Annotated in this window: 20 protein-coding genes; all 20 read right to left on the bottom strand. The window is 59.7% G+C overall.

Features of this window, described 5'->3' with window-relative positions; genetic code table 11:
* Nucleotide 1 precedes the first annotated feature (1 nt).
* The 20 genes from E8E75_RS23425 to yidC all read right to left on the bottom strand — a co-directional run bounded on the left by E8E75_RS23425 (nucleotide 2) and on the right by yidC (nucleotide 22,351).
* Entirely contained in the window at nucleotides 2-1,054 is a 1,053-nt protein-coding gene (locus E8E75_RS23425) for a porin (protein ID WP_178123485.1), read from the bottom strand.
* A 137-nt stretch (nucleotides 1,055-1,191) separates the two neighbouring features.
* The gene (locus E8E75_RS23420; RefSeq protein ID WP_153919226.1) at nucleotides 1,192-2,127 is read right to left on the bottom strand and encodes a LysR family transcriptional regulator; all 936 of its coding nucleotides are present in this window, start codon (nucleotides 2,125-2,127) and stop codon (nucleotides 1,192-1,194) included.
* An 806-nt stretch (nucleotides 2,128-2,933) separates the two neighbouring features.
* Nucleotides 2,934-4,769, bottom strand: coding sequence for a glutamine--fructose-6-phosphate transaminase (isomerizing) (glmS, locus tag E8E75_RS23415; RefSeq protein WP_153919229.1), 1,836 nt, complete (start codon nucleotides 4,767-4,769; stop codon nucleotides 2,934-2,936).
* A gap of 15 nt (nucleotides 4,770-4,784) precedes the next feature.
* Entirely contained in the window at nucleotides 4,785-5,552 is a 768-nt protein-coding gene (locus tag E8E75_RS23410) for a DeoR family transcriptional regulator (RefSeq protein ID WP_120653849.1), read from the bottom strand.
* Nucleotides 5,553-5,694: 142 nt separating this feature from the next.
* Nucleotides 5,695-7,059, bottom strand: coding sequence for a bifunctional UDP-N-acetylglucosamine diphosphorylase/glucosamine-1-phosphate N-acetyltransferase GlmU (glmU, locus tag E8E75_RS23405; protein ID WP_120653848.1), 1,365 nt, complete (start codon nucleotides 7,057-7,059; stop codon nucleotides 5,695-5,697).
* Nucleotides 7,060-7,164: 105 nt separating this feature from the next.
* A complete protein-coding gene (locus tag E8E75_RS23400) occupies nucleotides 7,165-7,590 on the bottom strand; it encodes a F0F1 ATP synthase subunit epsilon (RefSeq protein WP_120653847.1) in 426 nt (141 codons plus the stop codon).
* A gap of 43 nt (nucleotides 7,591-7,633) precedes the next feature.
* Entirely contained in the window at nucleotides 7,634-9,010 is a 1,377-nt protein-coding gene (gene atpD, locus E8E75_RS23395) for a F0F1 ATP synthase subunit beta (RefSeq protein WP_028626997.1), read from the bottom strand.
* Nucleotides 9,011-9,040: 30 nt separating this feature from the next.
* Complete coding sequence (atpG, locus tag E8E75_RS23390; RefSeq protein WP_120653846.1) at nucleotides 9,041-9,901, bottom strand: F0F1 ATP synthase subunit gamma; 861 nt, start codon at nucleotides 9,899-9,901, stop codon at nucleotides 9,041-9,043.
* A 52-nt stretch (nucleotides 9,902-9,953) separates the two neighbouring features.
* On the bottom strand, nucleotides 9,954-11,498 hold the full coding sequence (gene atpA, locus E8E75_RS23385) for a F0F1 ATP synthase subunit alpha (RefSeq protein ID WP_120653845.1): 1,545 nt from the start codon (nucleotides 11,496-11,498) through the stop codon (nucleotides 9,954-9,956).
* 21 nt (nucleotides 11,499-11,519) lie between these two features.
* Nucleotides 11,520-12,056 (bottom strand): F0F1 ATP synthase subunit delta, encoded by a 537-nt coding sequence (locus tag E8E75_RS23380; protein WP_120653844.1) that lies wholly within the window; start codon nucleotides 12,054-12,056, stop codon nucleotides 11,520-11,522.
* Nucleotides 12,057-12,068: 12 nt separating this feature from the next.
* Nucleotides 12,069-12,539, bottom strand: coding sequence for a F0F1 ATP synthase subunit B (locus E8E75_RS23375; RefSeq protein WP_077527493.1), 471 nt, complete (start codon nucleotides 12,537-12,539; stop codon nucleotides 12,069-12,071).
* A 49-nt stretch (nucleotides 12,540-12,588) separates the two neighbouring features.
* Nucleotides 12,589-12,846, bottom strand: a complete 258-nt coding sequence (gene atpE / locus E8E75_RS23370) for a F0F1 ATP synthase subunit C (protein ID WP_003457994.1) — start codon at nucleotides 12,844-12,846, stop codon at nucleotides 12,589-12,591.
* Between the two features lie 191 nt (nucleotides 12,847-13,037).
* Nucleotides 13,038-13,907 carry a F0F1 ATP synthase subunit A gene (atpB, locus tag E8E75_RS23365; protein ID WP_120653843.1) on the bottom strand — a complete coding sequence of 290 codons (870 nt, stop codon included), beginning with the start codon at nucleotides 13,905-13,907 and terminating at the stop codon, nucleotides 13,038-13,040.
* A gap of 16 nt (nucleotides 13,908-13,923) precedes the next feature.
* The gene (locus E8E75_RS23360) at nucleotides 13,924-14,331 is read right to left on the bottom strand and encodes a F0F1 ATP synthase subunit I (protein WP_120653842.1); all 408 of its coding nucleotides are present in this window, start codon (nucleotides 14,329-14,331) and stop codon (nucleotides 13,924-13,926) included.
* A 147-nt stretch (nucleotides 14,332-14,478) separates the two neighbouring features.
* The gene (locus tag E8E75_RS23355; protein WP_120653841.1) at nucleotides 14,479-15,351 is read right to left on the bottom strand and encodes a ParB/RepB/Spo0J family partition protein; all 873 of its coding nucleotides are present in this window, start codon (nucleotides 15,349-15,351) and stop codon (nucleotides 14,479-14,481) included.
* 9 nt (nucleotides 15,352-15,360) lie between these two features.
* The gene (locus E8E75_RS23350; protein ID WP_120653840.1) at nucleotides 15,361-16,149 is read right to left on the bottom strand and encodes a ParA family protein; all 789 of its coding nucleotides are present in this window, start codon (nucleotides 16,147-16,149) and stop codon (nucleotides 15,361-15,363) included.
* A gap of 14 nt (nucleotides 16,150-16,163) precedes the next feature.
* Nucleotides 16,164-16,811, bottom strand: coding sequence for a 16S rRNA (guanine(527)-N(7))-methyltransferase RsmG (gene rsmG / locus E8E75_RS23345; protein WP_120653839.1), 648 nt, complete (start codon nucleotides 16,809-16,811; stop codon nucleotides 16,164-16,166).
* Nucleotides 16,811-18,703, bottom strand: coding sequence for a tRNA uridine-5-carboxymethylaminomethyl(34) synthesis enzyme MnmG (gene mnmG / locus E8E75_RS23340; protein WP_280359830.1), 1,893 nt, complete (start codon nucleotides 18,701-18,703; stop codon nucleotides 16,811-16,813). Before mnmG ends, rsmG begins: the two co-directional genes overlap by 1 nt.
* Before the next feature lie 516 nt (nucleotides 18,704-19,219).
* Entirely contained in the window at nucleotides 19,220-20,587 is a 1,368-nt protein-coding gene (mnmE, locus tag E8E75_RS23335; protein WP_153919235.1) for a tRNA uridine-5-carboxymethylaminomethyl(34) synthesis GTPase MnmE, read from the bottom strand.
* 84 nt (nucleotides 20,588-20,671) lie between these two features.
* Nucleotides 20,672-22,351 carry a membrane protein insertase YidC gene (gene yidC / locus E8E75_RS23330; protein ID WP_153919237.1) on the bottom strand — a complete coding sequence of 560 codons (1,680 nt, stop codon included), beginning with the start codon at nucleotides 22,349-22,351 and terminating at the stop codon, nucleotides 20,672-20,674.
* Nucleotide 22,352: the final 1 nt, after the last annotated feature.

Genomic DNA, 22,352 nt, shown 5'->3' with positions numbered 1-22,352 from the left:
GTTAGAAGCGCATTCGGACGCCGATACCCACCGCAGATGGGTCTGCTCCTGGCTCTTCTAGCTCAATGGCATTAGTTGTGAACTTTGAATCATTCCGGTTTTCGACAAAGCTCGCCCTGAAATAAACGTCCCACTGGCTTGTCAAGTGATATTCGCCACCAATTGCAATAGCGTTAGCGACATTGCCAAGACCTGAGACATCCCTCTTATATATTCCAGCGCGCAAGGCGTACTTAGTTTGTGGATAAACGAGCCCTACGCTGTAGATCTGAGCCGCACGAGCGTTTGGCGAATCAGGCTTGTAGTAGTTGAAGCCCAAGTTTCCGTAAAACATGGGAAAGTGGTATCCAACGACAGACGTCAGCATATGGGTATCCACGTGTTCCAAGGCCTTGCCCTCAAAGGCCACGTCCTTGATGCGGCGAACACGGTTGTAGCCGGCGCCCAATCTCCACTGTGAATCGTCATAAATGGTGAGGAGGCCTAGGTTCTCTGCGCCGACTTCATCTGGGCCTGTCGCCTGGTTGGGCGAATACAGGAATTGTACACGAGTGCTTTTGACGGTCGGCGTCGTGTAGCTGATGGCCCGGCTGATGCGGCTTCCGAGCGCAGTGCCACCGGCACCGAGGCCGCTGACATTGGAGCCCACGGACACGAATGGGGAGAACCGTGATACCGCAAGGAACGGATCGTCTTCCATTCCAATCGACGCGGAATACTGGCGCCCGTAAGTAAGTGTTCCGTAGGACTTTGACTCAAGTTTGACGTGTGCCTCACGGTTGAACGGAGTGCGCTTGAGGAACTCGCCTTCAATCAGATCTATACCTGATTCAAGTATTCCTGAAAGCCGCCAGTCGTCATTGAAGTCATACGTAGTGAGCAATCCTAAACGGGATGTCGAAGCACCACCGCTCTGAATGCGAGATTGACTGATACTTCCAGCATGGGAATAACTCCCATAGACATCCAGTACCCCATATGGCTTTACTTCAAATTGCGCCGACGCTTCGCCTGCGCAGATACATAGTGTACCTACAGCAACCTGCTTGAGCATTTGTTGTTCTCTAGTATTTATTTCGGCAGATTCCGGAACACCATTCATACGAATGCGCCGGTGAGCCGAATACTTGCAGATGAGGATGCGCAGGGAAAACGACTTCCGCTCAAAGCGGTTTAACCAAATGGTTGAGGCTACGAGGTAGGGGTCATGCTTGCCTCGTAGGCGAGCGTGTCCCTCAAGAGGAGGCTGAGTGTGTCCAATGGGCGCCGGCCAGACCACACGACCATAACGGGGTCGATATCCAAGTCGAGGCCGACCTGCATGGAGCGTGCAATTCCGGCACGTTTCCACTCGGTGCCAACTCGTTTGGTCGCGACTGCTAAGCAGCTACACCGGCGCATCACGCTGGTAGACAGGCTCAAAGTGGGCAGTTCGATGATGTTCATGGGTACGGGCAGATGGCGGCGCTCTAAAGCCCTGAAGAACCCCTGCCTTACGTTGCTGGACGCAGAGGGTAAGCACCATGCTTGCTCAAGCAAGTAGTTCCAGTCCCGACAATCGTCGCTGATGTCGCTCAGATGGCTGGCCAAAATTTCACCCTGATCGTCATATAGGGAGAGGCTGCGTAATTCCGGATCATCCTGGCTGACATGACACCGAGCGATGACCAAGTCGAGCGCGCCCTCGCGGAGGTGCTGAAGCATCTCGCTTGTCCGGGCCTCTCTCATGCGTATCACGCTTTTGGGGTACTGGAGCTTCAAGCATGCCAGCGTGCGTGCAATCGCATCGTCCAGGGAGGGGGCCTGGATGCCTACAGTGATTTCCCCGGTTCCTTGCGTGCGAAGTGTCTCGATTCGCTGGCTCGTCTTAAAAAGCTCACCATTGATTCTTTTTGCCGCGTCAATGAGCAACAGGCACTCAGGCAGTGGCACGAGTTCCTTGGGCTCTCGCAAAAACAGAGGGCTTCCGAACTGTCCTTCAATTTCCCCCAAGGCCTTCGAGACGGCAGCTGGAGTGATGTTCAGGACTTCAGCTACGCGGGTCAGGTTGCGCTTTTCCTCCAACGAAATCAGAAGGCGCAGATGCCGGAGCGTGATCCGAGAGGTGAAGAACAGGTCGAGTGACATAATGATCAGCTCAGCTGGCGGCTCGTCGCCTGATCAGTGCGACGCCGCCGACGAAGCATGGATAGAAGCTTTTGAAACTCAATCTTAGAGTCGCCTTCACATCGCGCACAAGCTCCTGACTTTGATTGCCCTTGGAGGTCAGCCAGCGCAGGCACTGGACACTGGCGGTACCTTGTCCGAAGCGGCCTCAGTCCAGCTTTTCAAGTATCTCCAGACGCACCTGCCGGTAGCTGAACAGTCAGAGACCGGTGAGTTCATACTCCTGCGGGTGGCCAATGGTGAAGTCAACCCTCCATAGCAGTGATCTTCATCGAAAACCCCCCACTAAGGTACATGTACGCCTTCGTTTATCAGGTACACGATACTCCTCCAAGAGGCCTGGTCCTGTGCAGTTAGGTGCTCCCCGAAGGGCCCTGCCGTGCTCCGGTACGCCCGGTGATCAGGTGTGCTTGTTACGTCTAGCGGTCAGACGGCGGGGCATCTGGCGCCCATACACTCGACTATTTGGGTCGTTTGGGACCGGACCGGGTGGGAACAAGCAGTTCGTTGAAGGCGTCGACGAGACCCTCCTTTGTCGCCTTAGGAACAACGACGCGCTTCTTGGGAGGGGGGGAACCATCGTTCGCCTCAGGCGCAGCACGATTAATGAAAGCTACGTCGGAGCGCTCCGCTTCAAAGAGCTCGATGGTGGGTTGTGGATAAAAATGGCGGGACTGTCGCGCGACCCTGCAGGCAGCGCGACAGACTTTATTCTTTAGCGACGGACTTTATTCTCTAAGATCACCGTCATTCAACCAGAAACCGCGTTACTCCACGGTTACCGATTTCGCCAGGTTGCGCGGCTGGTCAACGTCGGTGCCCTTGAGCACGGCGACATAGTAGGACAGCAGCTGCAGCGGGATGGTATAGAGGATCGGCGTCAGTACATCGTCGATGTGCGGCATGGCCACCACGTGAGTCCCCTCTCCATTGTCGATGCCGGCTTCGCCGTCGGCGAAGACGATCAGCTGGCCGCCCCGGGCTCGAACTTCCTGCAGGTTGGACTTGAGTTTCTCCACCAGCTCGTTGTTTGGGGCAACGGTGACCACCGGCATATCGCTGTCCACCAGCGCCAGCGGGCCATGCTTGAGCTCGCCGGCCGGATAGGCTTCAGCGTGGATGTAGGAGATTTCCTTGAGCTTCAGCGATCCCTCCATCGCCACCGGATACTGCGCGCCACGGCCAAGGAACAGCGTGTGGTGCTTCTCGGCGAACAGTTCGGCCACTTTCTCGATGGTCTTGTCCATTGCCAGGGCTTCGCCCAGGCGAGTCGGCAGGCGACGGAGTTCGTCCACCAGATGGGCTTCGACGCCAGTTTCCAGGGTACCGCGCACCTGGCCGAGCGACAGCGTCAGCAGCAACAGGCCAACCAGCTGGGTAGTGAAGGCCTTGGTAGAAGCGACACCGATTTCCGGACCTGCCTGGGTCAGCAGGGTCAGGTCGGATTCGCGCACCAGGGAACTGGTACCAACGTTACAGATGGCCAGGCTGGTCAGGTAACCCAGTTCCTTGGCATTGCGCAGGGCGGCCAAGGTATCGGCGGTTTCGCCGGACTGGGAAATGGTGACGAACAGGGTGTCCGGCTGGACCACTACCTTGCGGTAACGGAACTCGCTGGCCACTTCGATCTGGCAGGGGATACCGGCCAGGTCTTCTAGCCAGTAACGCGCGACCATGCCGGCGTGGTAGCTGGTGCCGCAGGCGACGATCTGCACATTGCGCACTTTGGCAAAGAGCTCAGCCGCACGCGGCCCGAATGCGTTCACCAGCACATGGTCAGCGCCGAGACGGCCTTCCATGGTGCGCTGGACGACCTTGGGCTGCTCATGGATTTCCTTGAGCATGAAGTGGCGGTACTCGCCCTTATCGGCAGCTTCGGCACCTTCGTGATACTGCACCTGCTCACGCTGCACGGCACGACCCTGCTCGTCCCAGATCTGCACGCTGTCACGGCGGATCTCGGCGATGTCGCCCTCTTCCAGGTAAATGAAACGGTCGGTGACCTGGCGCAGGGCCAATTGGTCGGAAGCTAGAAAGTTCTCGCCCAGACCCAGGCCGATCACCAACGGGCTGCCGCTGCGGGCGGCGAGCAGGCGGTCCGGCTGACTGGCGCTGATAACCGCCAGGCCATAGGCGCCATGCAGCTCCGGCACGGCGGCCTTGAGCGCATCGGCGAGGTCAGGGATGTTTTTCAGCTTGTGATTCAGCAGATGCACGATGACTTCGGTGTCGGTATCCGAGGTGAACACGTAGTCCAGCGCCTTGAGCTGCTCACGCAAGGCTTCGTAGTTCTCGATGATGCCGTTGTGGACAACCGCCAGCTGGTTGCCGGAGAAGTGCGGGTGAGCATTACGCTCGCTGGGGGCACCGTGAGTGGCCCAGCGGGTGTGGGCGATGCCCAGACGGCCAAGCAGGGGTTGTTCAGCGAGGGCTTGCTCCAGTTCAGACACCTTGCCTACTCTGCGGCGGCGATCCAGCGCACCGTCGTTGGTGTAGACCGCGACACCGGCGCTGTCATAGCCACGGTACTCAAGGCGCTTCAGGCCCTCGACCAGGATTGGGGTGATATTACGCTCGGCGATGGCGCCAACGATGCCACACATGACTGTTCTCCTATCTCAATCTATGCGCGCGCAGATCAGCTTGACCCCACGCGCGGCTATCTGTTCGCGCGCTTCGGTAGAAAGGCGCTCATCGGTAATCAGGGTATGAATGCTGCTCCAGGGCAGCTCCAGGTTGGGTATGCGTCGGCCGACCTTGTCGGACTCGGCCATGACGATCACCTCGCGCGCCACCTCGGCCATAACCCGCGAGAGGCCCAGCAGTTCGTTGAAGGTGGAGGTACCGCGCTGCAGATCGATACCGTCGGCGCCAATGAACAACTGATCGAAATCGTAGGAGCGCAAGACCTGCTCGGCTACCTGGCCCTGGAACGATTCGGAATGCGGGTCCCACGTGCCACCCGTCATCAGCAACACAGGTTCATGCTCCAGTTCGCGCAGGGCGTTGGCGACGTTGAGCGAGTTGGTCATCACGACCAGACCCGGCTTGTGCCCAAGCTCCGGGATCATGGCGGCAGTGGTGCTGCCGCTGTCGATGATGATGCGCGCGTGCTCGCGTATGCAGCCGACGGCCGCTCGGGCGATGGCTAGCTTGTAGGACGACACCGGCTGGTTGTTTTCGCCGATCAGTTCCTGCGGCATCGGCACGGCACCACCATAGCGACGCAGCAGCAAACCGTTCTTTTCGAGGGCGGTGAGGTCCTTGCGGATAGTCACTTCGGAAGTGGCGAAAGCCTTGGCCAACTCGTCGACACTCACCTCGCCCTGCTCGTCGAGCATTGCAAGGATCGCGTGGCGGCGCTGAGGCGTGTTGCGTTTCGTCATCTAAGAAGTTTCGTTTCGAAAGATAATGGCGCGAATCAAAACCTAACGAAGCTTTCGCGTCAACCCCGAAAACGACAAAAGGCGGCCTGGGCCGCCTTTTTGTTCGGGTCGTGAGTTATCCACAACCCTGGTTTTCCACAGACTACTTCTTGATCTTCACCGGACGCTTCCAGCCTTCGATATTGCGCTGTTTGGCGCGACCTACAGCCAGGGTGTTAGCCGGTACGTCCTGAGTGATGGTAGAGCCTGCACCGGTGGTGACGCCATCGCCCAAAGTGACCGGTGCAACCAGCGAGCTGTTGGAGCCGATGAACACATCCTCCCCCATGACAGTGCGGAACTTGTTGGCACCGTCGTAGTTACAGGTGATGGTGCCGGCACCGATGTTGGTGCGCGCGCCTATCTCGGCGTCGCCCAGGTAGGCCAGGTGACCGGCCTTGGCGCCCTCGCCCATCACGGCGTTTTTCAGCTCGACGAAGTTACCCACATGGGCCTTCGCGCCCAGCACCGCCCCCGGACGCAGACGCGCGAAGGGACCGCAATCGGCGCCCTCACCCAGTTCGGCGCCTTCCAGGTGGCTGTTGGCCTTGACCACTGCCCCACGACGCAGGGTGCTGTCCTTGATGACGCAGTTAGGGCCGATCTGCACACCGTCTTCGATCACCACACGGCCTTCGAGGATGACGTTCACGTCGATGAGCACATCGCGGCCTACTTTCACTTCGCCACGCACGTCGAAGCGGGCGGGGTCCAGTAGGGTCACGCCCTGCGCCATCAGGCGGCGGGCAGCGCGCTTCTGGAAATGGCGCTCGAGTTCAGACAGCTGGATGCGGTCATTGGCGCCCTGCACTTCCATTGCGTCATGGGGCTGCTCCGTGGCCACTACCAGGCCGTCCGCCACTGCCATTGCAATGACGTCAGTGAGGTAGTACTCGCCCTGGGCATTGTTGTTGGAGAGCCGTCCAAGCCAATCGGCCAGGCGCTTGCCAGGCACGGCGAGGATGCCTGTGTTGCCTTCGCAGATGGCGCGCTGCTCGGGGGTTGCATCCTTGTGCTCGACGATGGCCTTCACCACGCCCGCAGCATCACGGACGATGCGGCCGTAGCCGGTGGGATCGAGCAGGTCCACTGTGAGCAGGGCAAGCTGATCGTCCTTCACCTTCTCCAGCAGGCGCTGCAGCGTCTCCACCTCGATCAGCGGTACGTCGCCGTAAAGGATCAGCACTCGCTCGGCAGAAAGCTCCGGCAGGGCCTGGGCGACGGCATGGCCAGTGCCCAGTTGTTCGGCCTGCAAGACGAAATTCAGGTCGTCCGCGGCCAGTCGCTCGCGTACCGTTTCAGCACCGTGGCCAATCACCACATGGACGCCCTTGGGCTCGAGCTCGCGCGCGGTATCGATGACGTGACCGAGCATGGCCTTGCCGGCCACGGGATGCAGGACCTTGGGCAGGGTCGAACGCATGCGCGTGCCCTGGCCAGCGGCGAGGATGACTATATCGAGGGACATGGAGAGGATCACCGAATCAGGCTGGTAAGCGAAAACCGGAAAACCGGAAAAGAAAAAGGGTAGCCAAGGCTACCCTTTTACTTATCCACAATGAAGCCTTGGGCCTTAGCCGCCGAACTTCTTGCGGATCTGCTGGACGGTACGCAGTTGCGCTGCGGCCTCGGCCAGACGAGCGGAGGCGGCGGAGTAATCGAACTCCGCGCCCTTCTCGTGGAGGGCCTTCTCAGCAGCCTTGAGGGACTCCTGAGCAGCAGCTTCGTCCAGGTCGCCGGCGCGCAGCACGGTGTCGGCCAGGACCTTCACCATGTTGGGCTGGACCTCGAGGAAACCACCGGAGATGTAGTACACCTCCTCCTCACCACCCTGCTTGACCAGGCGGATCGGACCCGGCTTGAGGTCGGTGATCAGCGGGGCGTGACCCGGAGCGATACCCAGATCGCCCAGGTGGCCGTGCGCAATCACCATCTCCACCAGACCGGAGAAGATCTCCGCTTCGGCGCTGACGATATCGCAATGGACAGTAATAGCCATACGCTTGCCTCACGTAAGCGCCCGTTGCCGGGCGCTCAGGGGGTTACAGTTTCTTCGCTTTCTCGATGGCTTCTTCGATGCCGCCGACCATGTAGAACGCCTGCTCGGGCAGGTGGTCGTAGTCACCGTTGAGGATGCCTTTGAAGCCAGCGATGGTGTCTTTCAGCGACACGTACTTACCCGGGGAACCGGTGAAGACTTCGGCCACGAAGAACGGCTGGGACAGGAAGCGCTGGATCTTACGAGCACGGTTAACGAGCTGCTTGTCCGCTTCGGACAGTTCGTCCATACCCAGGATCGCGATGATGTCCTTCAGTTCCTTGTAACGCTGCAGAACGTACTGGACGCCACGAGCGGTCTCGTAGTGGTCCTGACCGATCACCAGCGGGTCCAGCTGGCGGGAGGTCGAGTCCAGCGGATCAACTGCCGGGTAAATACCCAGCGAGGCGATGTCACGGGACAGTACGACGGTGGCGTCCAGGTGGGCGAAGGTGGTCGCCGGGGACGGGTCGGTCAGGTCGTCCGCAGGAACGTATACGGCCTGAATGGAGGTGATCGAACCGGTCTTGGTGGAGGTGATGCGCTCTTGCAGAACGCCCATTTCCTCGGCCAGGGTCGGCTGGTAACCCACAGCGGACGGCATACGACCCAGCAGCGCGGATACTTCGGTACCGGCCAGGGTGTAACGGTAGATGTTGTCGACGAACAGCAGAACGTCGCGACCTTCGTCACGGAACTTCTCGGCCATGGTCAGACCGGTCAGTGCAACGCGCAGACGGTTGCCCGGCGGCTCGTTCATCTGGCCGTATACCAGGGCCACTTTGTCCAGAACGTTGGAATCCTTCATCTCGTGGTAGAAGTCGTTACCCTCACGAGTACGCTCACCCACGCCAGCGAACACGGAATAACCGCTGTGCTCGATCGCGATGTTACGGATCAGTTCCATCATGTTTACGGTCTTGCCTACACCGGCGCCACCGAACAGGCCGACCTTACCGCCTTTGGCGAAGGGGCAGACCAGGTCGATTACCTTGATGCCGGTTTCCAGCAGCTCGTTGCCACCCGCCTGCTCAGCGTAGGACGGAGCGTCGCGGTGGATAACCCAGCGCTCTTCTTCGCCGATGGGGCCGGCTTCGTCGATGGGGTTGCCCAGCACGTCCATGATGCGGCCCAGGGTTGCTTTACCAACCGGGACGGAGATGGCCTTGCCAGTGTTGGAAACGTCCAGGCCACGCTTGAGGCCTTCGGTCGAACCCATTGCGATGGAACGAACCACGCCGTCGCCCAGCTGCTGCTGAACTTCCAGGGTGGTTTCGACGCCGCTGACTTTCAGCGCGTCGTATACGTTCGGCACCTGATCACGCGGGAATTCCACGTCGATAACGGCGCCGATGATTTGAACGATACGTCCGCTACTCATATCTGGTTCCTCTAAATATATGAACCGGTCTTAAACCGCGGCAGCGCCGCCGACGATTTCCGAAATCTCTTGAGTGATCGCTGCCTGACGCGCCTTGTTGTAGATCAGCTGGAGGTTGCTGATCAGGTCACCGGCGTTGTCGGTGGCGTTCTTCATCGCGATCATCCGTGCCGCCTGCTCGCAGGCGTTGTTCTCTACCACGGCCTGATACACCTGGGATTCCACGTAGCGCACCAGAAGACCTTCGAGGATCTCCTTGGCATCGGGTTCGTAGAGGTAGTCCCAGTGATGCTTCAACTCTTGATCCGGGTCGGCCACCAGCGGAACCAGTTGGTCCACGGTCGGCTTCTGCGTCATGGTGTTGACGAACTTGTTGGAGACCACGAACAGGCGATCGATACGGCCATCCAGGTATGCATCGAGCATGACCTTGACGCTGCCGATCAGGTCGTTGATCGAGGGTTCCTCGCCGAGGTGGCTGATGGCTGCAACGACGTTGCCGCCGTAGTTGCGGAAGAAGGCCGCACCCTTGCCACCAATCACGCAGAGGTCGATCTCCACGCCGTCCTGACGGTAACCCGCCATGTCTTTGACCAGAGTCTTGAACAGGTTGATGTTCAAGCCGCCGCACAGACCACGGTCGCTGCTCACCACGACATAACCGACGCGCTTGACTTCACGCTCGATCATGAAGGGATGACGGTATTCCGGGTTCGCGTTGGCCAAATGACCGATCACCTGGCGGATGCGCTCCGCGTAGGGGCGGCTGGCAGCCATACGCAGTTGAGCCCTGCGCATCTTGCTGACCGCCACCTTTTCCATGGCGCTGGTGATCTTCTGCGTGCTTTTGATGCTCGCAATCTTGCTGCGAATCTCTTTTGCGCCTGCCATGTAACACCTATCGGGTTAGCAGGCGGGGGGCCTTTCGACCCCCCGCTGCGGCTTACCAGGTTTGGGTGGCCTTGAACTTCTCGATACCAGCCTTGATGCCGGCGTCGATTTCGTCGTTGAAGTCACCCTTCTCGTTGATCTTCGCCATCAGGGCGGCGTGATCACGGTTGAAGTAGGCGATCAAGGCTTGTTCGAAGGCGCCGATCTTGGCGAGCTCGATGTCCTGCAGGAAGCCACGCTCGGCGGCGTACAGGCTCAGCGACATGTCGGCGATGGACATGGGCGCGTACTGCTTCTGCTTCATCAGCTCGGTAACGCGCTGACCGTGCTCAAGTTGCTTGCGGGTAGCCTCGTCCAGGTCGGAAGCGAACTGCGCGAACGCAGCCAGTTCACGGTACTGGGCCAGGGCGGTACGGATACCACCGGAGAGCTTCTTGATGATCTTGGTCTGGGCCGCGCCACCAACACGGGATACCGAGATACCGGCGTTGACGGCCGGACGGATACCCGAGTTGAACAGTGCGGATTCCAGGAAGATCTGACCGTCGGTGATGGAGATCACGTTGGTCGGAACGAACGCGGAAACGTCACCAGCCTGGGTTTCGATGATCGGCAGGGCGGTCAGGGAACCAGTCTTGCCTTTCACAGCGCCGTTGGTGAACTTCTCGACGTACTCTTCGGAAACGCGGGAAGCACGCTCCAGCAGACGGCTGTGGAGATAGAACACGTCGCCCGGGTAAGCTTCGCGGCCCGGCGGACGGCGCAGCAGCAGGGAGATCTGGCGGTACGCTACGGCTTGCTTGGACAGGTCATCATAGATGATCAGTGCGTCTTCGCCGCGGTCGCGGAAGTACTCACCCATGGTGCAGCCGGAGTACGGAGCGATGTACTGCAGAGCAGGGGATTCGGAAGCACTGGCGGCCACGATGATGGTGTTGGCCAGGGCGCCGTTTTCTTCCAGCTTGCGAACTACGTTGGCGATGGTCGATTGCTTCTGACCGATAGCTACGTAGACGCAGCGGATGCCGCTGTCTTTCTGGTTGATGATGGCGTCGACGGCCAGGGCAGTCTTACCAATCTGACGGTCACCGATGATCAGCTCACGCTGGCCACGGCCGATCGGGATCATGGCGTCAACGGCCTTGTAACCGGTCTGTACCGGCTGGTCTACCGACTTACGCCAGATCACGCCCGGCGCTACTTTTTCCACCGCATCGGTGGCAGCAGCGTTGATCGGACCTTTGCCGTCGATCGGGTTGCCCAGGGCGTCAACGACGCGACCCAGCAGTTCCGGACCAACCGGGACTTCCAGGATGCGGCCGGTGCACTTGGCGCTCATACCTTCGGCCAGACCGAGGTATTTGCCCAGGATTACGGCACCAACGGAGTCTTGCTCCAGGTTCAGCGCCATACCGTAGATGCCGCCCGGGAACTCGATCATTTCACCGTACATCACATCGGCCAGGCCGTAGATGCGCACGATGCCGTCGGAAACGGAGACGATGGTGCCTTCGTTGCGGGCTTGGGAAGAGACGTCGAGTTTCTCGATACGTCCCTTGATGATTTCACTAATTTCGGAAGGATTGAGTTGCTGCATTGCTCTGCTGCCCCTTCAAACTCAAGATTTCAACGCTTCGGCCAGTTTCGCGATTTTGCCGCGAACCGAGCCATCGATAACCAGGTCGCCGGCGCGGATGACTACACCACCAATGAGGCTGGAGTCTTCCACGGCGTGCAGACGCACTTCCCGGCTGAGCCGTGCGCTGAGAACCTTGGCGAGTTTGTCTTGCTGTTCATCGCTCAATGCGAAGGCACTGGTTACTTCCACATCTACCGACTTTTCCTGCTCGGCCTTGTACAGCTCGAACTGTTCGGCGATTTCCGACAGCAGCACGAGGCGGCCATTCTCGGAAACGACATGGATGAAGTTCTGTGCCTGGGCATCGAACTTGTCGCCAACTACCTCAATGAAGGCATTGGCTTTCTCTGCGCTCGTCAGACGCGGGGCTTTGAGCACGCGCTGCATGGTGTCGTCCTGCGACACCGCAGCGGCCAGGCCTAGCATGGCCGACCAGGCGGCCAGCTGCTGATGGGCCTGGGCGTACTCGAAAGCAGCCTTGGCGTAAGGTCGGGCCAGCGTGGTCAGTTCTGCCATGATCGCCCTCGCTTAGATTTCGGCTGCTAGTTTGTTAACCAGCTCCGCGTGCGCGTTTTGATCGATAGTGGCACCCAGGATCTTCTCGGCACCATTGACGGCCAGGCTGCCCAGTTGGGCACGCAGGGCGTCTTTGACGCTGTTCAGTTCCTGTTCGATCTCAGCCTGAGCTTGCGCCTTCAGGCGCTCGCCTTCAGCACGTGCCTGATCGCGAGATTCGTCGACGATCTGGGTAGCGCGCTTTTTGGCTTGCTCGATGATTTCAGCTGCCTGAGCCTTGGCTTCGCGCAGTTGCTGACCCACTTTTTCATGGGCCAGCTCCAGGTCACGAGCCGCACGGTTGGCAGCGTCCAGACCATCAGCGATCTTCTTCTGACGTTCACGCAGAGCAGTGATGACCGGGGGCCACACGAACTTCATGCAGAACAGTACGAAGATGAAGAACGCAACGGACTGGCCGATCAGGGTTGCATTAATGTTCACGCCAACACCTCGCTCGTTCGTTGTCAGTCGAATCCTCGAAAATCGAGGATTACTGGGCTACCTGAGCAATGAACGGGTTAGCGAAGGTGAAGAACAGGGCGATACCAACGCCGATCATGGTTACGGCGTCGAGCAGACCGGCCACGATGAACATCTTAACTTGCAGCATCGGAACCATTTCCGGCTGGCGAGCAGCGCCTTCCAGGAACTTGCCACCCAGCAGACCGAAGCCAATGGCGGTACCCAGGGCACCCAGACCAATCAGCAGAGCTACGGCGATCGCGGTCAGACCTACTACAGTTTCCATTTTTCCTCCCGACTTTATGTCGTGTTGGTTAAGGTTTAAGTGAAGCGGTAAAGCGAAATCGTTTTGTTCCCACTGCCCTTGCGGGCTTTCCGGCCCGAAGCCGGAACCATCTCAAACAAACAGCGCATCCTCTCGCCTTTCGGGCACCTTCTTCCTTTTCGGAAGAAGGTCAGTTGATGCGCTGCGCGTTATTAATGGTTGTCCTCATGCGCCATCGACAGATAGACGATGGTCAGCATCATGAAGATGAAGGCCTGCAGGGTGATGATCAGGATGTGGAACACAGCCCACGCCCACTGCAGTGCGACACCCAGTCCGCTCAGCAGCAGGATGCCTGCGCCGAACATCACGGCAATAAGGATGAACACCAACTCGCCGGCGTACATGTTGCCGAACAGACGCAGAGCCAGGGAGATCGGCTTGGCGATCAGGGTGACGAACTCGAGCAGGAAGTTGACCGGAATCAGCAGGATCTGAACGAAGATGTTCTTGCTGCTGAAGGGGTGCAGGGTCAGTTCGCCGAGGAAGCCGCCGATGCCTTTAACCTTGATGCTGTAGAAGATGATCAAGCCGAACACCGAGAAGGCCATGCCCAGCGTGGCATTCGGGTCGGTGGTCGGAACGGCACGGAACGGAATGTGCGAATCACCGGAGATGAGTACGGCCAGCATCGGGATCCAGTCCACCGGGATCAGGTCGATGGCGTTCATCAGGAAGATCCAGACGAAGATGGTCAGCGCCAGCGGGGCGATCAGCGGGTTGCGACCGTGGAAGGTGTCTTTGACGTTGGTGTCGACGAAGTCGACCATCACTTCGACGAGGTTCTGCAGGCCGCCGGGAATGCCGGAAGTGGCTTTCTTGGCCGCCATGCGGAAGAGGATTACGAACAGGAGGCCGAGGCCGATGGACCAGCCCAGGGTGTCCACGTGGAAAGCCCAGAAGCCCATTTCCTTGGCTTGCTCGGCGGTGTGGGCAAAGCCCCAATCGCCATTGGGCAGACGACCGAAGGTCAGGTTCTGCAGGTGGTGCTGGATATAGCCCGAAGCGGTTTGCTCTGCCATGTTTGCCTCAAACGCCCTAAGGTTTCGAAAGTCTTGTTCTCATCAGCAGGGGCGCGAACCAGCTGACCGACTGGGTCAGCAGGAAGACGCCGAAAACTGCCGGCGCATCCAGAGGTTTCACACCTGCAAACGTCAGTGCAAACAGCACTGCCGTCAGAATCAGCTTGCCCATTTCGCCCGCATAGAAAGAGCGGACTATCGCCTGGGCAGCACGGGCTCCGCTGTAACGGAACGCCTTGCGGGCGAAATACAGGTTCGGCACCCAGGCGACCAAGCCGCCGCACAAGCCAGAGTATCCAGCTACCGTGCCGCGCCACTGCCAGAGAACGACAGCAGCGAGCAGCAGGACGACCAGTTGCACCAGCAGCACCGGAAAGACCGGTACACGATGGAAAGGCAGGCGGTTTGGCGTGCGGATATCCATCGCAGCAGGTCCTCTGGAGTCGGCCGCTGGAATCAACGACTTGGCATACTTTGTGCCGACAAAATTGCGCGCAGAGTATAGGGGGGGAACCCCCCCCGTTCAACTGGCGGGTAGTGAAATCCGACCGCCGCTACAGCGCCAAATGTTTCAGCGGATGTGGGCCAGAACACCCTGTAGTTCATCGAGGGAGTTGTAGCGAATGACGAGTTGTCCTTTGCCTTTCTGACCGTGCTTGATCTGCACCGGAGCGCCCAACCGCTCAGCCAGGCGCTGTTCAAGCCTGCTGATATCGGGGTCGGCCTTGACCACTTCGACAGCTTTTTCCTTGCTGTTCATCCACTGCCGTACCAGTGCCTCGGTTTGGCGCACGGTGAGCCCGCGTGCGACAACATGTCGCGCCCCTTCCACCTGACGCTCCAGGGGAAGACCTAGCAGTGCACGGGCATGCCCCATTTCCAGATCGCCATGGGAAAGCAGGGTTTTGATCTCTTCCGGCAGGCCAATCAGGCGCAGCAGGTTGGTGATGGTCACGCGGGATTTGCCGACGGCTTCAGCGACCTGCTGCTGGGTAAGCTGGAACTCCTGCTGCAGGCGCTGTAAGGCGATGGCTTCCTCGATGGGATTGAGGTCCTCGCGCTGGATGTTCTCGATCAGTGCCATGGCGATGGCCGCTTCGTCCGGAACTTCGCGGACCATGGCCGGAATCTTGTCCAGACCAGCCTGCTGGCTAGCGCGCCAGCGACGTTCGCCGGCGATGATCTCGTAACGACCGGAACCGATCGGGCGCACCACGATAGGTTGCATGACGCCCTGGGCCCTGATCGATTGGGCCAGTTCTTCCAGGGCCGTAGGGTCCATGTCGCGGCGGGGCTGGTACTTGCCGCGCTGGATCAGGTCCAGAGGCAGGTGTTGCAGCTCGCGGGTATCGACCTGGACAGCTTCTTCTTCGAGTTTGGTGACGGTACTGCCGCCTAGCAGGGCGTCCAAGCCACGGCCCAGACCTCGTTTTTTCGCGGCCATGCGGATTCCTTATGCGGTAGCGGTTTTAGCATTGGCGCGCTGGCGGCGGACCAGTTCACCAGCCAGTGCGAGATAGGCGATGGCGCCACGGGATTGCTTGTCGTAGACCAAGGCCGGCATGCCGAAACTGGGAGCCTCAGCCAGGCGGACGTTACGTGGGATGACGGCATCGTAGAGCTTGTCGCCGAAATGCGCCTTGAGTTGCGCCGATACGTCGTTGGTCAGGCTGATGCGCGGGTCGTACATGGTACGCAACAGACCCTCGATCTTCAGATTCGGATTCAGCAAGTGGGCGATGCGCTGGATGCTGTTCACCAGGTCCGACAAGCCTTCGAGTGCGTAGTACTCGCACTGCATGGGAATGATCACGCCGTCGGAGGCAACCAAAGCGTTGATCGTCAGCATCGACAGCGAAGGCGGGCAGTCGATGAGGATGTAGTCGTAGTTCTCGCGAATCGGAGCCAATGCTTCGCGCAGCCGATGCTCCTTGCTCGGCATGTCCAGCAGGGCCACTTCTGCCGCGGTTAGGTCGCGGTTAGCCGGCAGCAGCTGATAGCCGCCGTGCTCGGAGTACTGCATGGCGGTAGCCAGGTCGCACTCCCCGGTCAGCACGTCGTAGACGGAATGCTCCAGGGCGAGCTTGTCGATGCCGCTGCCCATGGTCGCATTACCCTGGGGGTCGAGGTCGATCAGCAGCACGCGCCGCTTCGTGGCAACCAGCGAGGCTGCGAGGTTGACACAGGTGGTGGTCTTGCCGACCCCGCCTTTCTGATTGGCGATTGCGAATACCTTGGCCATGGCCACCTTCCCCCTCATAGCGTGCGGCGCAGTATCAGCAGATGGCGCTGACCTTGGCAACCGGGAACGTCCAGCTGATGCGCGGTCTCGACGTGGAAGTCGGACGGCAGTGCCTGGAGCTCGTCATCCGGGTGCAGTCCCTTCATGGCCAGCCAGCGTGTTTCGCCGTCGCCCAGATGCCGAGTCCAGTTGCTGAAATCCTCCAGCGAGCTGAATGCACGCGAAACGATCCCATCGAATGGCTGCTCCGGTGTGAAGGCCTCGACCCGGCTGTGGACAACTTCGAGATTGGTGAGTTTCAGCTCCAGCTTCACCTGGGTGAGGAAGCGTGTCTTCTTGCCGTTGGAATCGAGCAGAGTGAATTGCCGCTCAGGGAACAGGATGGCCAGCGGGATGCCGGGCATGCCTCCGCCGCTACCGACATCCAGCCAGTTATCCCCAAGCGTTGCCACATGTGGCACCACGCTGAGGCTATCGAGCAGATGACGCGAGACCATTTCATCGGGATCACGCACGGCAGTCAGGTTGTAGGCCTTGTTCCACTTGATCAGCAAGGCCAGATAGGCAAGGAGCCCTTTCTGTTTCTCCGGGGACAGCTCGACAGCAAGCTGCTTTGCGCCATGGGACAGCTCGTCAGCATGGCGTTGGGTAACCAGGGACATCAGGCGCTCTGCTCCAGCTGACGGCCAGCGCCGCGTTTCTTCAAGTGAATCAGCAACAGGGAAATTGCCGCCGGGGTGACACCGGGAATACGGCCTGCCTGGCCCAGGGTTTCCGGACGGGAGTTGCCAAGCTTGTGCTGGATCTCCTTGGACAGGCCAGAAATGCTCGCGTAGTCCAGGTCCTCGGGCAGGCGAATGTCTTCGCTTGCACGCAAGCGGGCGATCTCATCCTGCTGGCGGTCGATGTAGCCGGCGTACTTGGTCTTGATCTCGACCTGCTCGGCGACTTGCGGGTCTTCGGCACCACCGCCTGTGACTTCCACCAGGCCGGCGTAATCGATTTCCGGGCGACTCAGCAGGTTGAGCAGGTTGTACTCATGGGCCAGCGGCGTGCCGAAGCGCTGGGAAATCGCTTCGCCTTCCGGCGTTCCAGGGCGAACCCAGGTGCTCTTCAGGCGCTGTTCCTCGACGGCAATGCCCTCGCGCTTGGCTTCGAAGGCCGCCCAGCGCTTGTCATCGACCAATCCGAGTTCCCGCCCTTTCTCAGTCAGGCGCAGGTCCGCGTTGTCTTCCCGCAGGATCAGCCGGTACTCGGCGCGCGAAGTGAACATGCGGTAGGGCTCCTGGGTGCCCAGGGTAATCAGGTCGTCAACAAGCACGCCGATATACGCCTCGTCACGACGAGGGCACCAGGCTTCTTTGCCCTGGGCGCGCAGGGCAGCGTTGGCGCCAGCGAGCAAGCCCTGGGCGCCGGCTTCTTCGTAGCCGGTGGTGCCGTTGATCTGGCCCGCGAAGAACAGGCCGGAGATGACCTTGGTTTCCAGGCTGTACTTCAGGTCGCGCGGGTCGAAGTAGTCGTACTCGATGGCATAGCCGGGACGGACGATGTGGGCGTTCTCCATGCCACGGATGGAGCGCACGATCTCCAGCTGCACGTCGAACGGCAGTGAAGTGGATATGCCATTGGGATACAGCTCATGGGTCGTCAGGCCTTCCGGCTCGAGGAATACCTGGTGGCTGTCCTTGTCGGCGAAGCGATGGATCTTGTCTTCGATGGACGGGCAGTAGCGCGGACCGATGCCTTCGATCACGCCGGAGTACATCGGCGAGCGGTCGAGGTTGTTGGCGATGATCTCGTGGGTACGCGCGTTGGTGTGGGTGATCCAGCAACTTACCTGGCGTGGATGCTGTTCCTTCGAGCCAACGAAAGACATCACAGGAATGGGCGTATCGCCGGGCTGCTCGGTCATTACCGAGAAATCCACAGAGCGTCCGTCGATCCGCGGCGGGGTGCCGGTCTTCAGACGACCGACGCGCAGCGGCAGCTCACGAAGGCGCTGCGCCAGCGCTATGGACGGCGGATCGCCGGCACGGCCACCGGAATAGTTTTGCAGGCCGATGTGAATAAGTCCGCCGAGGAAGGTTCCGGTGGTCAGGACGACGGACTCTGCCAGGAAGCGCAGCCCCATTTGCGTCACTACGCCCTTCACCTGGTCGTTCTCGACGATCAGGTCATCGCAAGCCTGCTGGAATATCCACAGGTTCGACTGGTTCTCGAGTATCTCGCGAATGGCGGCCTTGTAGAGCACGCGGTCTGCCTGGGCACGGGTAGCACGTACGGCCGGCCCTTTGCGGCTGTTCAGGACTCGAAACTGGATGCCGCCCAGATCGGTGGCGGTCGCCATGGCGCCGCCAAGGGCGTCAATTTCCTTGACCAGGTGGCTCTTGCCGATACCGCCGATGGCCGGGTTGCAGCTCATCTGGCCGAGGGTTTCGACATTGTGGGTAAGCAGAAGGGTCTTCACGCCCATGCGTGCGGCTGCCAGGGCGGCCTCAGTGCCGGCATGGCCGCCACCGATCACGATCACGTCAAAACGGGAAGGGAAATCCACCGCGCACCTCGTGCCTGTTCAAGGCTGGGAAATAGAGAAAGCCGCACAGTATAGGGGAATTTGCCCATTCGCTTGAAGCCTTCTGGCCAAAAAATAGCCAGTCTGCCCTCGTGACGCTTTTTCAGGAAAGTTATCCATCTGTGGAAATGTCCTTGTGGGTAAAAGAAAACAAAAGAGGAGAATTTTTTAAAAAGCTTGTTCTTATGTTTATACCTTAGGGAAGCACATTTCTGTGGATAAGTGTCTCTAGGCCATCAAGGTCGGGTATTCCAGGGAATGATAATCCTGTTACATTCCTGCCAGTAGCCGTTGTGTATGCCGTCAGAAAGCTGTGCACCTAATGCATGGTTATGCACAGGGGATTTATCCCTCTGGTTTTCACCAGGGTTATGGACTGGGTTATCGGTAACTTATCAACAGGGTTCAGGACCACTATTTTTCAGCAGACAGGCAGCGACGGACCGCCCAAAAAGCGGGCAGTCGCGTCGTCTGTGGATAAAAAGGAAGGTGTTCGGCTTACTTGCCGATGCAGAAGCTGGAGAAGATACGGCCGAGGAGGTCATCTGAGCTGAAGGCGCCAGTGATTTCGCCCAGGGCTTGCTGAGCCAGGCGCAGGTCTTCTGCCAGCAGTTCCCCGGCGCCTGCCAGGGTGAGCTGAGAGCGACCGTGTTCTAGGAAGGAGCCTGCAAGGCGGAGGGCTTCCAGATGACGACGGCGCGCGCTGAAGCTGCTCTCTGCGGTTTGTTGATAACCCATGCAGGCCTTCAGGTGTTCGCGCAGTAGTTCCAGGCCATCGCCGGATCGCGCGGAAAGGCTGATGGTGACATGACGATCCTCGCTGATTTCCAGGCCGATGGATTCGCCGCTAATGTCGGCCTTGTTGCGAATCAAGGTGACCCTGGCCGGGTCAGGCTTCTGATCCAGGAATTCAGGCCACAGGGCAAAGGGATCAGCAGCCTCGGGGGCTGTGGCGTCGACCACCAATAGCACGCGATCCGCTTCTCCAATGGCCTTGAGCGCGCGCTCTACGCCGATCTTTTCCACATGGTCGTCCGTGTCCCGCAGGCCGGCGGTATCCACCACGTGCAGCGGCATTCCATCGATGTGGATATGTTCGCGCAACACGTCGCGAGTAGTACCGGCGATGTCAGTGACAATGGCCGCTTCACGTCCCGCGAGGGCATTCAGCAGGCTCGATTTTCCGGCGTTGGGGCGCCCTGCGATCACCACGTTCATGCCGTCGCGCAGCAACGCCCCCTGTCCAGCTTCGCGAATGACTGTGGATAAGTTATCCCGCACGCCATCCAGTAGCCCAAGCACATGGCCATCGGCGAGGAAGTCGATCTCTTCCTCGGGGAAGTCGATCGCAGCCTCTACGTAGATACGCAGTTCGATCAGTTTCTCGGTGAGCGTATGCACGCGCCTGGAAAATTCGCCTTGCAGCGAGCGCAGCGCATTGCGCGCGGCTTGTTCTGAACTGGCTTCGATCAGATCAGCTATCGCTTCAGCCTGGGCCAGGTCTAGCTTGTCATTCAGGAAGGCGCGCTCGCTGAACTCGCCAGGGCGAGCCTGACGCGCACCGAGCTCCATGCAGCGGCGCAGCAACAGGTCCATCACAACTGGACCACCGTGGCCTTGCAGCTCGAAGACGTCTTCACCGGTAAAGGAGTTGGGACCCGGGAAGTAGAGAGCAATTCCCTGGTCGAGTGTTTGACCAGAGGCGTCGAGGAATGGGCCGTAATGGGCGAAGCGGGGCTTGGGTGCGCGGCCGCTGATAGCCTCGGCTATACGTGCGGCGTGTGGCCCGGAAACGCGGACGATACCTACGCCGCCCCGCCCCTGGGCGGTTGCGACGGCAGCAATGGTGTCACGGACAGGATTCATCTGTGGATACCCGAGGGTCTGCGGATTGCGGATAGCAAGACGCCCCCAGAGGGGGCGTCTTGTTCAAGCTGACTGGCGTCGCTGTCAGGCTGCTGCCTTCTTGCTGGCCGCCTCGATCTGCCGGGTAATGTACCACTGCTGTGCGATCGACAGGATGTTGTTGACCACCCAGTAAACCACCAGGCCTGCCGGGAACCACAGGAAGAAGAAGGTGAAGATGATCGGCATCAGCTTCAGTACCTTGGCCTGCATGGGATCCGGCGGAGTCGGGTTCAGCTGCTGCTGGATGAACATGGTCGCGCCCATGATTATCGGCAGGATGAAGAACGGGTCCTTGATCGACAGGTCGGTGATCCAGAACATCCACGGGGCTTGGCGCATTTCCACGCTTTCCAGCAGTACCCAGTAGAGGGCCAGGAAAACCGGCATCTGTACCAGGATTGGCAGGCAGCCGCCCAGCGGGTTGATCTTCTCCTTCTTGTACAGCTCCATCATCGCCTGGGACATCTTCTGGCGATCGTCACCGTGCTGCTCTTTCAGTGCCTGCAGCTTCGGCGATACAGCACGCATACGCGCCATGGATCTGTAGCTCGCGGCCGAGAGCGGGAAGAACGCGCCCTTGATCATGATGGTCAGGACGATGATCGACCAGCCCCAGTTGCCGAGCAGGCTGTGGATATGTTGCAGCAGCCAGAAGATCGGCTGGGCGATGAACCACAGGAAGCCGTAGTCGACTGTTAGTTCCAGGCCCGGGGAAAGTTGTTTCAGGTGGCTCTGGGTCTTAGGACCGGCGTACAGGGTTGCGGAAGTTTCGGCGGAAGCACCGGCCGGCACGTTCAACGCGGAGCCTACGAAGCCAACGATGTAGTTGCCCTTTGAATCCTTGCGGGTCTGGACGGTGCTGTTCTGGTCCTTGTCGGCGACCCAGGCGGTCACGAAGTAGTGCTGCAGCCAGGCTACCCAACCACCTTGGACACTTTCCTTGAAGGCCTGCTTGTCCATGTCCTTCATGGAGATCTTCTTGTACGGCTCGTCCGGGGTCCAGACGGCGGCGCCCAGGTAGGTGGACACGCCGGTTGCGGTGGTGGACGACGGATCAGCGCTGGCGTCACGTTTCAGCTGGGCGTACATGCTGCCGGTCCAGGGCTGGGCGCTCTGGTTGTCGATCTTGTACGACACCTGTAGCTCGTACTTGCCGCGGGTGAGGGTGAAGCGCTTGGTGTAGCTGACGCCGGCTTCGCTGAAGGTGAGGTCGACTACCAGTTGCTCCTGGCCGTCTGCCAGCGTGTAGCTGCGTTGAGTCGCGCTGTACAGCGGACGACCGTTGGCACGCGCGTCCGGGCCGTTGGCGCCGACGAGGCCGCTCTGTGCCTGGTACAGGCGTTCGCCACCGTTGTCGAACAACTGGAAGGGAACGTCCGGACGATCCTGGCGGCGTGGGTACTTAGGCAGGGTCAGCTGGACGATGTCACCGCCGTTCGGATCGATGGCTAGGTTGAGGACATCGGTTTCAACGCGGATCAGGTCGCTGCTGGGGGCAACCTGGGCGACTGCCGGCTCATTGCGTTCCGCGGTAGTGGCGGTCGGCACATCGTCGCTGGTCTTGGCGCTTGCGGTGTCGTCCGGGAGGGTCGCTTGCGCGGTGATCGCGCTGGTGCCTGTGGTCGGTAGGGCAGCTTGGCCGTAGTCCTGGTTCCACTGCAGAACCATCAAGTAGGACACGATTGCCAGGGCGACGATCAGGATCGAGCGTTGAATATCCATG

Source organism: Pseudomonas sp. BN606, from assembly GCF_029873115.1.
In the GTDB taxonomy this organism is placed as follows: domain Bacteria; phylum Pseudomonadota; class Gammaproteobacteria; order Pseudomonadales; family Pseudomonadaceae; genus Metapseudomonas.
This window is presented reverse-complemented; position numbering and strand designations above follow the sequence as displayed.